The organism is Oceanospirillum sediminis (genome assembly GCF_014164585.1).
Classification (GTDB): domain Bacteria; phylum Pseudomonadota; class Gammaproteobacteria; order Pseudomonadales; family Halomonadaceae; genus Oceanospirillum; species Oceanospirillum sediminis.
The window spans coordinates 227,870-241,506 of record NZ_JACJFM010000001.1 but is presented as its reverse complement, the minus strand read 5'-3'; the positions used below and the strand labels follow the sequence as shown (position 1 = coordinate 241,506).

At 48.9% G+C, this 13,637-nt stretch carries 13 protein-coding genes; 7 read left to right on the top strand and 6 right to left on the bottom strand.

The annotated features are described in order from the left end of the window. Positions 1 to 63: 63 nt before the first annotated feature. Positions 64 to 2,037: a sigma-54-dependent Fis family transcriptional regulator gene (locus tag H4O21_RS01015; protein WP_182806974.1), complete on the bottom strand. Its 1,974-nt coding sequence runs from the start codon at positions 2,035 to 2,037 to the stop codon at positions 64 to 66. 419 nt (positions 2,038 to 2,456) lie between these two features. On the opposite strand from H4O21_RS01015, the gene H4O21_RS01010 reads away from it, so the two are divergent. The 7 genes from H4O21_RS01010 to pfkA all read left to right on the top strand — a co-directional run bounded on the left by H4O21_RS01010 (position 2,457) and on the right by pfkA (position 10,050). Further along, entirely contained in the window at positions 2,457 to 3,572 is a 1,116-nt protein-coding gene (locus H4O21_RS01010) for an ABC transporter ATP-binding protein (protein ID WP_182806973.1), read from the top strand. Beyond that, positions 3,565 to 4,740: an ABC transporter ATP-binding protein gene (locus H4O21_RS01005; protein WP_182806972.1), complete on the top strand. Its 1,176-nt coding sequence runs from the start codon at positions 3,565 to 3,567 to the stop codon at positions 4,738 to 4,740. The genes H4O21_RS01010 and H4O21_RS01005 overlap by 8 nt, the downstream gene beginning before the upstream one ends. Next, positions 4,737 to 5,603, top strand: coding sequence for a carbohydrate ABC transporter permease (locus H4O21_RS01000; RefSeq protein WP_182806971.1), 867 nt, complete (start codon positions 4,737 to 4,739; stop codon positions 5,601 to 5,603). Before H4O21_RS01005 ends, H4O21_RS01000 begins: the two co-directional genes overlap by 4 nt. Before the next feature lie 11 nt (positions 5,604 to 5,614). Continuing rightward, positions 5,615 to 6,520: a carbohydrate ABC transporter permease gene (locus H4O21_RS00995; protein WP_370463905.1), complete on the top strand. Its 906-nt coding sequence runs from the start codon at positions 5,615 to 5,617 to the stop codon at positions 6,518 to 6,520. A 15-nt stretch (positions 6,521 to 6,535) separates the two neighbouring features. Next, complete coding sequence (locus H4O21_RS00990) at positions 6,536 to 6,808, top strand: DUF2160 domain-containing protein (RefSeq protein WP_182806970.1); 273 nt, start codon at positions 6,536 to 6,538, stop codon at positions 6,806 to 6,808. A 205-nt stretch (positions 6,809 to 7,013) separates the two neighbouring features. Further along, complete coding sequence (locus H4O21_RS00985; protein ID WP_182806969.1) at positions 7,014 to 8,747, top strand: ABC transporter substrate-binding protein; 1,734 nt, start codon at positions 7,014 to 7,016, stop codon at positions 8,745 to 8,747. Between the two features lie 298 nt (positions 8,748 to 9,045). Beyond that, positions 9,046 to 10,050 carry a 6-phosphofructokinase gene (gene pfkA, locus H4O21_RS00980; RefSeq protein ID WP_182806968.1) on the top strand — a complete coding sequence of 335 codons (1,005 nt, stop codon included), beginning with the start codon at positions 9,046 to 9,048 and terminating at the stop codon, positions 10,048 to 10,050. Positions 10,051 to 10,126: 76 nt separating this feature from the next. Here the strand turns inward: pfkA and H4O21_RS00975 are convergent, their stop codons facing one another. The 5 genes from H4O21_RS00975 to H4O21_RS00955 form a co-directional block, all read right to left on the bottom strand. After that, complete coding sequence (locus H4O21_RS00975) at positions 10,127 to 11,089, bottom strand: TAXI family TRAP transporter solute-binding subunit (protein WP_182806967.1); 963 nt, start codon at positions 11,087 to 11,089, stop codon at positions 10,127 to 10,129. Then, on the bottom strand, positions 11,086 to 11,916 hold the full coding sequence (locus H4O21_RS00970) for a hypothetical protein (protein WP_182806966.1): 831 nt from the start codon (positions 11,914 to 11,916) through the stop codon (positions 11,086 to 11,088). Before H4O21_RS00970 ends, H4O21_RS00975 begins: the two co-directional genes overlap by 4 nt. Beyond that, complete coding sequence (locus H4O21_RS00965; protein ID WP_182806965.1) at positions 11,906 to 12,382, bottom strand: hypothetical protein; 477 nt, start codon at positions 12,380 to 12,382, stop codon at positions 11,906 to 11,908. The genes H4O21_RS00970 and H4O21_RS00965 overlap by 11 nt, the downstream gene beginning before the upstream one ends. A gap of 54 nt (positions 12,383 to 12,436) precedes the next feature. After that, the gene (locus H4O21_RS00960; protein WP_182806964.1) at positions 12,437 to 12,808 is read right to left on the bottom strand and encodes a hypothetical protein; all 372 of its coding nucleotides are present in this window, start codon (positions 12,806 to 12,808) and stop codon (positions 12,437 to 12,439) included. Between the two features lie 426 nt (positions 12,809 to 13,234). Then, entirely contained in the window at positions 13,235 to 13,525 is a 291-nt protein-coding gene (locus H4O21_RS00955; protein ID WP_182806963.1) for a hypothetical protein, read from the bottom strand. Positions 13,526 to 13,637: the final 112 nt, after the last annotated feature.

Genomic DNA, 13,637 nt, shown 5'->3' with positions numbered 1-13,637 from the left:
GCTAAAAGCTGATGGGCCAATACAGGTTATTATCTGATTAAGTGGTTCTGCGTTTAATGGCATTTAGCTCCTGATTCCAAGTTCTTTTAAACGCTTGTACAGCGTATTGCGGCTAATGCCCAGAGCCTGCGCTGTTCGGGAAATGTTTCCCTTATGCAGGGTGTAAGCTTTCAGCGTTTCATCAGCAATACTGTGCTGTAACTGGTTCGCCTGTTGCAGCAGAGCAGGGTTTGTTTCCTGGTCTGCTGAAAGATATGGTGTTTCTGTTATTGTACTGATCCGGGCTGGCGTTTGTGTTTCTGTTATAACTGTCTTATCAGTCATCCCGGTGGATAAATCACGATTAGCCGGTTCGGTTAATACATCATCCGGCAGATGCCAGGCTTCAATTTCATCGTCTCCGGCCATAGCCAGAGCGATCTGTAATACATTGAGTAACTGGCGGGTATTGCCAGGCCAGGCCGGGCGAGTAAGCAGGCTGAGCACTTCTTCACTGAGATACTCGGGCTGGCTGCTTTCTTTGCAAGAACGATGCAGGTGGTGGATCAGTGCTATCTGATCTGTGCGCTCTCTTAATGGCGGCAGTTCCAGATTCAGGCCGCTGATGCGGTAATAGAGGTCTTCTCTGAGCTGTCCAGTGGTCACCTGGGCTTTTAGTGAGGTTTTGCTGGCCGCGATAATACGAATATCCACGCTCCAGTTCTGACCAGTATCCGGGCAGGTGACTTTTTTCTCTTCTAACACCCGGAGTAATCGGGTCTGGGCGCTCATGGGCAATTCAGCGGGTTCTTCAATGTAGAAGGTGCCTTTATGAGCTTTACGGATCAGGCCAACAGAGCCTTTATCCGGGTTCTGGTAGCCAAACAGTTCGGCTTCAATCTCATCTTCCGGGATCACTGCACAGTTCACCGTGATCATCGGGAAAGCACTGCGCTGGCTGGCATGATGAAAGGCGCGAGCAAAGGTTTTCTTACCGGTGCCGGTTTCACCCTGAATCAGCAGGGGCATCTCTTTCCCGGTCACCGCTTTTGCCATACGGGTACAGCGTTCAATCCGCATATCGCCCAGAGCCAGCTGTTCCAGTGTGGGACCGGCATAGGTTTCGGTCTGTACCGGTAAGCGGTCCCGGTAATCCGGGGCCAGTGCCATAGGGTTTTCCGGACGTTTGACCATGGCGTACATTTTGTATTTGCCCAGAGCATTCACCAGAACGGGCTGGCCTTCAGGCTGATTTTTCAGTTCGAACAGCCGGATACCAAACACTTCTTCGACACTGGCCAGCGCCAGTTCAAAACGCAGCAGCATTTCAGCACGACGGTTGGCAGAGATAATGGTGCCATTTTCATTAAACGCGATCAGTCCGGCCCACTGGCTATCCAGGTTATCCACATTGGTATTAAAGGTCAGCAGAAACTCTTCCTGACCGAATTTACTGATAATCAGGCGGTTTTCTACCGACTGGGACATCATACGCACCATGCCAAGGGTATGCGCCTGAGGCAGATAGGCATCACTGGATACATCCAGCACGCCCAGCAGCTCGCGGTTGGTATCATAGATAGGGGCGGCAGAACCAATCATAAAGCGATTGGCCTTCAGATAGTGTTCATCCCGTTGCACCTGAACAGCCTGACCTGTGGCCAGTGCCGTACCAATTGCATTGGTACCATTGACCTTTTCTGACCAGCGGGCTCCGTCATCAAAACAGCGTCGCTTCTGAATGGCCATGAAGCGGCGATCACCCCAGCAGTTCAGCACCTGACCTTTCTGATCGGCCAGCATAATAAGGCAGCTGGAATTAGCGAGAATATTTTCATAATAGGGCAGTACTTCACTGCCTGTGGTGTTGATCAGAAAGTTATGATGATACTGGAGATCGCGCACTTCGCCCTGGGAGACGATTGCATCTGCCGGGGTCGTTTCCTGGTCCAGGCCATATTTATTACATCTCTGCCAGGATGCCTGAATCATCAGGTCGTGACTCAGAGATTTGCGGGTGCGGGGCGGATGTGTCCGGGGATTATCTGACGGTTGCATGGGCCATCTCCGATGTCTCAGGGACATCTTTTTTGTTGTTTTCCTGTATTCCCTGCCTGATTTCCTGACTGCCTCGGAGCACTGTTCAGTGTTCACGGTCGGTCAGTATATCTGTTCAAAAGTGTTCACCGCCAGTCGGTTAGTGAACAGTTTTTTCGTATTTGATCAATTTGTATAAATAATGATCTGAATCCATTCTTAATGAAAATTCTTTTAAAAACAAATGGTTAGTTTGTTTTGTTAAATTTGTGTTGCGGTTTTTTTTCACTGAGTGCGATGATGCTGCTTCGAATTCGAACATCTCTGCGTTGACAGATCAAGCAGAAAAATAAGATCTGCCGGATGTTGGAATTCGCCTGTTGTCCGGTTTGACCAGATCGGACGAAGGGGCCGATTAAAAGAATAAAAAGGACAACAAGATGTCTTTAACTCTTCAGAATGTCACGCGCATTGTGGATGGTGAATGCCATATCGACAATGCCTGCCTAACGCTGGAGCCAGGTTCGTTCAATGTACTTCTGGGACGAACACTGGCAGGGAAAACATCCCTGATGCGTTTGATGGCCGGGCTGGATAAGCCTACCGAAGGCCAGGTGCTGATGAACGGGGTCGATGTGACCGGTGTTCCTGTTCAGCAGCGCAATATCTCCATGGTGTATCAGCAATTTATCAATTATCCGAACTGGACCGTATACGAGAATATCGCCTCGCCGCTACGTCTGGCGAAAGTTGCGGAAGGTGAGATTCGTAAGCGGGTTCATGAAACCGCTGAAATGCTGCATATCGATCCTTTCCTTGAGCGACGTCCGCTGGAACTGTCCGGTGGTCAGCAGCAACGTACCGCTATGGCGCGGGCTCTGGTAAAAGATGCCAGCCTGATTCTGTTTGATGAGCCGTTAGTTAATCTGGATTACAAACTGCGTGAAGAGCTGCGTCAGGAGATTCGAGAGCTGCTGAAAGCCCGTAACTCCATTGCAGTGTATGCCTCAACAGAACCCAACGAAGCACTGGCATTAGGTGGTGTAACCACTTTGCTGCACGAAGGTAAGGTGATTCAGAGCGGGCCGTCTTCTGAGGTGTACCGCTATCCGGTGAACATTGATGCCGCAGAGCTGTTCAGTGAACCGCCGATCAATCTGATTCGGGGCACCGTATCGGAAACGGAAGTGACGTTCGACAGCACAGTACACTTCCCGCTGAATCAGGATATCCGGGGACTGAAACCCGGCGAATATTTCTTTGGGGTGCGGCCGAGTCATATCGGTCTGGTGCCTCATAACGATGATGATCTGGAAGTTTCTGTGCTGGTGGAGCTGGCTGAAATCAGTGGCTCTGAAACCTTTATGCATGTGAAGAACAATCACTTCAATCTGGTTCTGCAGTTGTCCGGCGTACATGAATATCACACGGACACACCGATTAAGGTGTATCTGCCCACCCATAAGCTGTTTGTGTTTGATCTGGACGGCAGGATGCTGCAAGCGCCAGGGCGTTTGTACCAGGGAGATGCTGCGATGGAGGTGACCCATGGCTGAGATTCATCTGAAATCACTGGCGCATAGTTATAGCCCTGCCCCTCAGTCGCCATCTGATTATGCTATTCGAGAGATGGACCATGTCTGGCACCAGGGGGGCGCTTATGCTCTTTTAGGTCCTTCAGGCTGCGGTAAAAGTACCCTGCTGAATATTATCTCGGGCCTGTTATCGCCTTCAGAAGGCGATGTACTGTTTGATGGTCAGCGGGTGAACGATATTCCACCGGAAGAGCGCAATATTGCTCAGGTGTTCCAGTTCCCTGTGGTTTATGACTCCATGACGGTGTTTGATAACCTGGCCTTTCCGCTACGTAATATGAAAGTGGATGAAGGCAAGGTACGCGCTAAGGTACTGGAAATCGCTGAAATTCTGGAACTGCAGGAGCTGCTGGACAGAAAGGCCAAAGGCCTGACCGCAGATGAAAAACAGAAAGTCTCTATGGGACGCGGCCTGGTACGTGATGATGTATCGGCCATTCTGTTTGATGAGCCTCTGACGGTGATTGATCCACACCTGAAATGGAAGCTGCGTCGTAAGCTGAAGCAGATCCATGAACAGTTCAATCTTACCATGGTGTATGTGACTCACGATCAGCTGGAAGCTGCGACATTTGCAGACAAGATTGCTGTGATGTACGGCGGCCAGATCGTGCAGTTCGGTACACCCCGTGAGTTGTTTGAAGAACCGAACCATACCTTTGTTGGTTATTTTATCGGCAGCCCGGGAATGAATATCCTGGAAGTCACCCGTGTTGAAGGCGGAGTGATGTTTAAGGATCAGTTTATTCCTCTGTCGGACCATCTGTGTCAGTTCCTGAACCAGAACCCTTCTGCCAATGTAAAAGTGGGCATCCGTCCGGAGTTTGTGCATGTCTGCGATGAAGCCATTAAAGGCGCTTATTCCTGTGATGTGCGCCATGTGGAAGATCTGGGCACTTACAAAATTCTGACTATGGAGCTGGAAGGTCAGATTCTGAAAGCCCGTCTGGATGAAGATCAGGCGGTGCCGGAAAATACCGCATGGATCAGTTTTCCGTCTCAGTGGCTGAAACTGTATGTGGATGAATATCTGGTACCGGATGAGCCTTCAGCCGATCAGGATGCTGCAGATTCACAGGATCGTTCTGATTCAGATCCCTCTCAGACAACCGAGGTACGTCAGGCATGAACAAGACTGAAAATAACAAAGCCTGGTTTTTAGTGCTGCCGGTTTTCCTGCTGGTAGCCTTCTCTGCTGTGATCCCCCTGATGACAGTTGTTAACTATTCCGTACAGGATATTTTTGACCAGAATACCGCTTACTTTGTCGGTGCTGAATGGTACCGGGAGGTACTGCAGGACCCGCGTCTGCATGATTCTCTGATCCGCCAGTTTATCTTCTCCGGCTGCGTACTGTTGATTGAAATCCCTCTGGGAATCGCAGTGGCACTGATGATGCCAACGAAAGGTAAGGCGGCGTCGCTGAGTCTGATTCTACTGGCCATTCCTCTGCTGATTCCCTGGAACGTAGTGGGCACGATCTGGCAGGTATTTGGTCGTGAAGATATTGGTTTGTTTGGCTGGGCACTGAACAGTATCGGCATTGATTATAACTACGCCTCTAATCCGGGGGATGCCTGGTTCACCGTACTGTTGATGGATGTCTGGCACTGGACCTCTCTGGTGGCGCTGTTGTGCTACTCCGGTCTGAGAGCTATTCCTGAGGCTTACTATCAGGCGGCACGTATCGACCGTGCGTCTAAATGGGCCATTTTCCGCTATATCCAGCTGCCTAAGCTGAAAAGCGTGCTGGTGATTGGCATTCTGCTGCGCTTTATGGACAGCTTTATGATCTACACCGAGCCGTTTGTTCTGACCGGTGGTGGTCCGGGTAACTCAACAACCTTTTTGAGCCAGACCCTGACCAAGATGGCGATTGGACAGTTTGATCTGGGACCGGCAGCAGCCTTCTCTCTGATCTACTTCCTGATCGTACTGCTGGTGAGCTGGTTGTTCTTTACCAGTATCTCTCACCTGGATAAGTCGGAATAAAGGGGCCTGTTATGACAAGCATGACTCAGAACACCGCCAGTCAGACGGCTGGTGCCGGTAGCACACAACAGCCTAAGCGTTTTGTGTTGCCCGCTAATGCAAAACGCCGGGTGAATACTCAGCGACGTAAGAATATTGGCATTACCGCGTACATTCTGTTTGTACTGGTGCCGATTTACTGGCTGCTGAATATGTCGTTCAAAAGTAACGAAGAGATTCTGGGAGGCCTGACACTGTGGCCGCAGAATTTTACCCTGGAAAACTACCAGGTGATTTTCAGTGATCCCAGCTGGTATATGGGTTACGTCAATTCTATGACCTATGTATCGCTGAATGTGATTATCACTCTGATGGTGGCACTGCCAGCGGCCTACGCTTTCAGTCGTTACAAGTTTACCGGTGATAAGCACCTGTTTTTCTGGCTGCTGACTAACCGTATGGCACCGCCTGCAGTATTTCTGTTGCCGTTTTTTCAGCTGTATTCATCAGTGGGTTTGTTTGATACCCATCTGGCCGTTGCTCTGGCGCACTGTCTGTTTAATGTGCCGCTGGCGGTATGGATTCTGGAAGGTTTTATGTCCGGTGTTCCCCGTGAGATTGATGAAACGGCGTATATCGATGGCTATAAGTTCCACACCTTCTTCCTGAAGATTTTTCTGCCACTGATCCGTTCAGGGATCGGTGTGACGGCTTTCTTCTGCTTTATGTTCTCCTGGGTAGAACTGCTGCTGGCCCGAACGCTGACTTCGGTAGAAGCCAAACCTATCGCTGCCATTATGACCCGAACGGTCGGGGCGACGGGGATCGACTGGGGTGTGCTGGCTGCGGCGGGTGTGCTGACCATTATTCCGGGCCTGCTGGTGATCTGGTTTGTCCGTAACCACGTGGCGAAGGGCTTTGCCCTGGGCCGGGTCTGATCGGGAGGTGTAATCATGAGCTGGATGGCCTGGACATTACCAACGGCAGTCTTCTTCTCTGTTATTGCTGCAATTTTAGTATGCATGACCGTATTCGAACTGCGTTCACCCTGTGTAGAACGAAAAGGCTTCTTACCGATAGAAACCACACGGGGTGACCGTTTGTTTATCGGTCTGCTGACAAGTGCCTATATCCATCTGATGTATGTCGGTCTGACCGATATGACGTTGTGGATTGCACTGGGAATTTCCTGCGTATGGCTCTTTATCGTTATGCGATGGGGATAAAACAGTCCTCTGACTGAGGACACGCTCCTGGCCGGAGTGACGAAGCAGAACTGCCTGTGTTCGACCCTGAATAAATTGACCTTTGTTCAAACTGAGCCCGCTTTGCCCCCGGCCACTTTCACTCAAGCTGGAAGGAAAGGTAACAGCCCTTTGAAGGGGAACTGTGCCTGAAATAAAACCAGAAGCTTCTCTTATGAGGTTGGAAATGAAAAAAAATAAAAATTGGCCCAAAGCACTTCTTCTGAGTCTGTCTGTATCTCTGGCAAGTGGTTCCGTTTTTGCGGACCAGTACAGCGATGCAGCTGAAAAATGGTTATCTCAGGAGTTCAGTAAGTCCAGCATTTCTCAGGACGAGCAGATGAAAGAGCTGTCCTGGTTTACTGAGGCCGCTAAGCCATTCCGTGGCATGAGCATTAATGTGGCATCTGAAACCATCGCAACTCACGAATATGAGTCCAAAGTTCTGGCAAAAGCCTTTGAAGAGATCACGGGTATTAAAGTGACCCATGATCTGATTCAGGAAGGTGATGTGGTTGAGAAACTGCAGACTCAGATGCAGTCAGGCCGTAACATCTATGATGCCTATATCAACGACTCTGATCTGATTGGTACGCACTTCCGTTACGGTAAAGTGGTGCCAATTTCTGACATGATGAAAGGTGATGGCAAGGACTACACTCTGCCAACACTGGATCTGAATGACTTTATCGGTCTGGACTTTACTAAAGGGCCTGACGGTAAGCTGTATCAGCTGCCGGATCAGCAATTTGCCAACCTGTACTGGTTCCGTGCTGACTGGTTTGCCCGTGCGGATCTGAAGAAACAGTTCAAGGATATATATGGCTATGAACTGGGTGTGCCTAAGAACTGGTCTGCTTACGAAGACATTGCTGAGTTCTTCTCTGTACATGTGAAAGAGATTGATGGCGAGCGTGTTTACGGCCACATGGATTACGGTAAGAAAGATCCATCTCTGGGCTGGCGTTTCACTGATGCCTGGTTCTCTATGGCGGGGGCGGGTGATCCGGGACTGCCAAATGGTCTGCCAGTGGACGAATGGGGTATCCGTGTAGAAGGTTGTAAGCCGGTTGGTTCCAGTGTTGAACGTGGTGGTGCAACCAACGGTCCTGCTGCGGTTTACGCCACGACCAAATATGTGGACTGGCTGCGTAAGTATGCACCACCACAGGCTCAGGGCATGACCTTCTCTGAAGCGGGTCCGGTTCCGGCACAGGGTAATATTGCTCAGCAGATTTTCTGGTACACCGCCTTTACCGCCAGCATGACCAAAGAAGGTCTGCCGGTAGTTAATGCAGATGGTACGCCAAAATGGCGTATGGCACCGTCTCCTAAAGGTCCATACTGGCAGGAAGGCATGAAACTGGGTTATCAGGATGCTGGTTCCTGGACATTCCTGAATTCTACTCCGGATGATCGCCGTCTGGCAGCCTGGCTGTATGCTCAGTTCACGGTATCTAAAACGGTATCTCTGAAGAAAACCCTGGTGGGGCTGACGCCGATTCGTGAATCGGATATCAACTCTGAAGTGATGACCGCTGAAGCGCCTAAGCTGGGTGGTCTGGTTGAGTTCTATCGTAGCCCGGCTCGTACTCAATGGACACCAACAGGCACTAACGTTCCGGATTATCCGAAGCTGGCTCAGCTGTGGTGGCAGTACATCGCAGAAGCTGCCAATGGTGAAAAATCACCTCAGGAAGCTCTGAATGGTCTGGCGGCTGCTCAGGATAAAGTACTGAAGCGTCTGGAGCGTGCCGGTGTGCAGGGCGATTGTGGTCCTGAGCTGAACGCTAAGCGTGATGCGGATTACTGGCTGAGTCAGCCTGGCTCACCAAAAGCTAAGCTGGCAAACGAGAAGCCTCAGGGTGAAACCGTTGCTTACGAAGACCTGCTGAAAAGCTGGAAACAATCAGCTAACTAAGCGGCTGGATTCTGATTAAGAATCTGCAAACGGACCAGGGCAGGTTTGAGCGGCCTGTTCTGGATATACGCTGTTCCGATATAGTGTATGTCGGCTGGAAGGCTCTGTGCTCAACTGAAAATGCGATAAGGCCTGATGGCCCGGATGCCCTGTTTGTACTCTGATAGTTCTCTATCCGTCGTACGCTCAGGGCATTTTTTTCGCCGGTTAAACCATATTACAGATAAGCCGTCATACTGTTATGGTACTTTAAATATTGATGCCGGACTTGTCTGGTTATTGTGAATGAGAGGTGTCTATGTATGCTGTTCCTGAACTGAAACCCTGTCACTCTTTTTCCCGTATTGCTGTTCTGACCAGCGGCGGTGATGCCCCTGGTATGAATGCAGCGGTTCGGGCAGTAGTGCGTACGGCAATTGCACGGGGTATTGACTGTTTTGGCGTACATCGGGGGTATTCCGGTCTGGTGGATGGTGATATTCGCCCTATGACATCCCGGTCGGTTAAAAATATTATTCAGCGTGGCGGTACGATTCTTAAAAGTGATCGCTGTCTGGAATTTAAAGAACAGGCTATACGCTGGCAGGCTTATGAAACGCTGACCGAAATGGGTATAGAAGCTCTGGTTGTGATTGGCGGCGATGGTTCACTGGCCGGAGCCAGGCTGTTTGCGAAGGAAACCGGAATGCCGGTGATCGGTCTGCCAGGCACGATTGATAACGATATTCCTGCTTCAGATGACACCATAGGGTTTGATACGGCGGTGAACACCGCTCTGGATGCGATCGATCGTATCCGGGATACGGCAGACTCTCATGGCCGGGTGTTTCTGGTGGAAGTGATGGGGCGTAATTCCGGGCATATCGCCTCTGAGGTTGGGATTGCCGGTGGTGCTGATTTTGTGGTGTTGCCAGAGACTGAAGTTAGATCCGACACCTTTCAGGAGCTATCAACGGAGCGTACCCGTTTTGAAGAAAAGAGTGCGCTGATTATTGTGGCTGAAGGGGAGAATGAACAACGTATTCATCAGATTGCCGGTGATCTGAAACAGCAGGGGCATGAACCCCGGATCTGTATTCTGGGTCATACCCAGCGTGGCGGTTCGCCAACAGGCCATGATCGTGTGCTGGCTTCGGGAATGGGAGCCATCGCCGTTGAGTTTTTACTGGCAGGCTATGGTTGCCATATGGTGGGGGTACGTTCTGGAGCTTTCTTTGCCTGCCCTCTGGATGAAATTCATCTGGCTCATCCGGAGTCTGCTGCAGAGCAGAGCTTTGATTCGCTCTGGCGTTTATTGAAATAAACTGCAAAAGCGATACATTCATCATTGATGCGTATGTCCGGGGAGTCAGGTTGCAGAGTATTCTGTCTGGAGGTACTCAGAAAGTATTGCGCCAGGTGCAATGATAGCGGTTAACCGGAAAGCGTTTATTGATCAGGTCATCCATATTAATTGCCACTTCAGACCACTTGGAGTGACCGTGGTTTTTCAGGAAGTCCAGATTGATCAGGGTTGAACGATATGCTCGTCTGGCAGCAACGCATCGGCTGATTTCTTTACTTTTCGGTGAAAAATTATAAGCCATCAACAACACCCTGGAGGCTTTGGTGTTGACATCTTTTCTCAGCCACTCATATGTACCTTCTTTGATGGTGTTATTACGAAGTCCTGATAAGTTTCCCTGACTGTATGGAATTTCCAGAAGGTTCAGTTTGTCGCCGGGGTCGATATTTTCTTCAAACAGCCTGACGGGGGCTCCGGACAGATACACCATCGCATCCAGCTGATCTTTTTTTACCTGATCAAGTGCGGCATAGGGTGTCAGGTTGACCTCTTTAAACTCAATGCCTAACGACTTAAACAGATTGCGGGCTACCAGGTAAGTGCTGCCTGCCGGTAAACCAATCGAGATCGTCTTACCCTGCAGCTGATCGACATGGGTGATATTCTTGTTTGCAATAATGTGCAGGTCACTGGTATGCAGTGGCAGAACATAGCGCAGGTTTTCCAGTTTGGTATTGCCCTGCTTCTGCAGATAATTCAGATAATACTCTTCAGCCATCGCCAGTTGTGATTGTTTTCCTTCCAGTATGGCAAAGATATTCTCTGGCCCGCCTTTTGAACTGACCAGACGGACTCTTTCGCCATGTAACGCTGATACCAGCTGAATATCACGGGCTATAGTCATACTGGTACCATATTTGTAACCTGCAATAATACCGGCTTCTTCATAGCGTTCGATCGCTGCTACAGGTAAAGAAGTGATACTGAGAAAGCACAGACCGACTGCTAAGAGCAGGCGTCTTATCTGGAGTGGACAGTTGCCGACGGATGATATCATGGCAGCTCCAGCTCCTGCATAAAGGCATCAAAGTCCTGCTGGGTATACCGGATTGGTTCGATATGACTGTGGGCGGTCTGATAATACAGCGCTTCTGTCCGGTCATAGTCGAAGTCATATAGTCTGCCTATCAGTTCAATCAGGGAATACTTGATCAGCATATTGGCTGAATACTGTAAGCCCTGTGACAGAGTTTTACTTACGCTTTTTTCCTGACCGGTACCACCTATCAGGTAGTAGTATTCCAGATCATTGGTGGTGCGGCCGGTTTTGATGTAGTTATTCACGACCAGCCCGGCTCTGCTTTCACCGTGGCGTCCGGTCAGAAACAGTGCCGCTTCTATCTGGAAGCTTTCAACTGAATCGTCTTGCTCTATGCCGCCGAACAGGCTGGTATCCAGGGCCGATGCTGAGAACTTAATATTATTGCCTTCTGTCCGACGCCCTTTCTCATCACTGGACGCCAGTACGCCATTTAGAGTAAATGTCTGAAATTTATAGTTATTCTCGAAAACGTCTATGACCTCAGGACGACAATTCTGACAGGAAGAAAATCTGGCATTGGTCTGAAGTTCAGTAATCAGTGTACTGGCAATATAAGCGAAATTGCTTTGTAACTCCGGGCTATTGGTAATGTTTTCAATATCCAGAACATTAATGAATATTTTTTTATCACTGGACAGAATCTTATTTTTCAATGCCAGCAGCATGAAATTATATTTCTGATTACCAGACTGGAAGGTTTCAATATTTTCATCAGGAGGAGGTGGTGGAGTGGTGGTACAGGCAGCCGTCAGCAGTACAGCAATAATCAGATTAACGCGCACGAACCTTATCGCCGTTAATGATGACATCCACTTCATTAATGTACTGGGCTCCCTTGATATTTCCAATTTCGATACAGGCACCCCGATTGTAGTGGTTAATCTCTTCGAACTCGACATCCAGAGTCAGTTTTCTGATACTGACGCCATCAACGTCTACTGAGCCTACTGAAATACAATCGCCCTTAGATGCAATATCGGAATCTACGTCAATCTTAATGACGATATTATCCCGGCCCTGCCCCGGGGAATCAAACTCGAATTCGCCGTAATGCTCTGTTTCCCCATCACGACTCTGATTCGTCATGCGGCGAGTATCTTCATGTCCATACTTCTGGCTGATATATTCATTGGCTTCACCCTGAGAGAGTTTGGCTCGCTGTCTGATCACTTCATCATCAAACGCAGATGCATAAACTTCAATGGCTGAAAATGTTATACCGGCTAAGAATATGACTGTTCTTATCATCTGTATCCACCATTGCAGGGAGCTGGTATCAATCAGCTCCCTGCCTGGTAACAATTAGTATGCCTGAACAGCACCCATTTCCAGAGAACCGCCGTTACGAACGTCTACGTTATTCGCTGAGGTGTTGATGTGGACATTAGAACCACGAACATTAGAGTCTGTTGCGTGGAAGTGACCCACTGATACCTCAGAGTTGCCTCTTGCTGTCAGGTTGTTCAGTTTAACATTAACATAAACTTTAGAGTCACGCAGATTGCTGTCGTTCAGGTTAACTGTACCTACTTCAGCTTCTGAGTTACGTACGTCTGCATTACCACTCAGGTGAGCATTGACGCTGATCGTGCTGTCAACGATGTTTGAATCAGCCGCAAATGCTGATGCGCTCATAACCATAGTAGCTGCCAGTGCAATAATAGACTTTTTCATGATTTAACTCCGTAATGAACAAATAACAATTGATGCATGTTTGTAACAGTACGCAGAGCTGTTCTGTGTTGATCAAGGATTCTGCTGGCAGGTCAGAGGTTATACGGGAGGTCCCTGAGTTGGCTTTTGCCTTTCCTGTGACAGCTGAGTAACTCTGCTAATAAGTAAGTTAATTCAATGTTTGTTACAAAGCAAGTTGCCAACTGTGACAAAAGTTCACAAATCGAGCGGAAAATTAATCAATGAAATGTTTTTTTTAATTGTTTTGATATTTTTTCCTTAAAAAACAATGCGCTGGGTGTGATTTTGATATTGTGATACAGGTCGCACTTTAAAAACATTACAGCAGCAATGTAATAGGATGTAATCAATACGACAAATAAAGACCTGTTTTATGTGCTGTGAGTAACGCTGTTTTTACCGTTTCTACTGAGAATATAACGGAGATGGTAACTCAGGATAATAGCCATATGGTTTTCCTGCGGTACCGGTATAAGGTTGTAACGGACGCAGCAAGGGACGAACTTTCAGTTCCGGACCTGAGCTGATATGGCGCCCCTGATGCATGATGATCCGGCGTGGGCTGCCCGTTACATAGTTCGCAGGGATCACATGACCATACCGCAATCCAGTGGTTTGCTGAGGTTTCTGAGCACACCCTGCTGTCAGCACGATGCTAGCCAGGCACACAGGGAACAAGTATTGTGAGATATGCATAATCTTTGGCCTTTTATATCTGTCTGAGTATCAGTCCGGTGTCTGGCAATATAATACCGGGTCTGTACATGGAAAAGATTGTTGAGGAACCGGGCTGAATCTGTTGATCCCT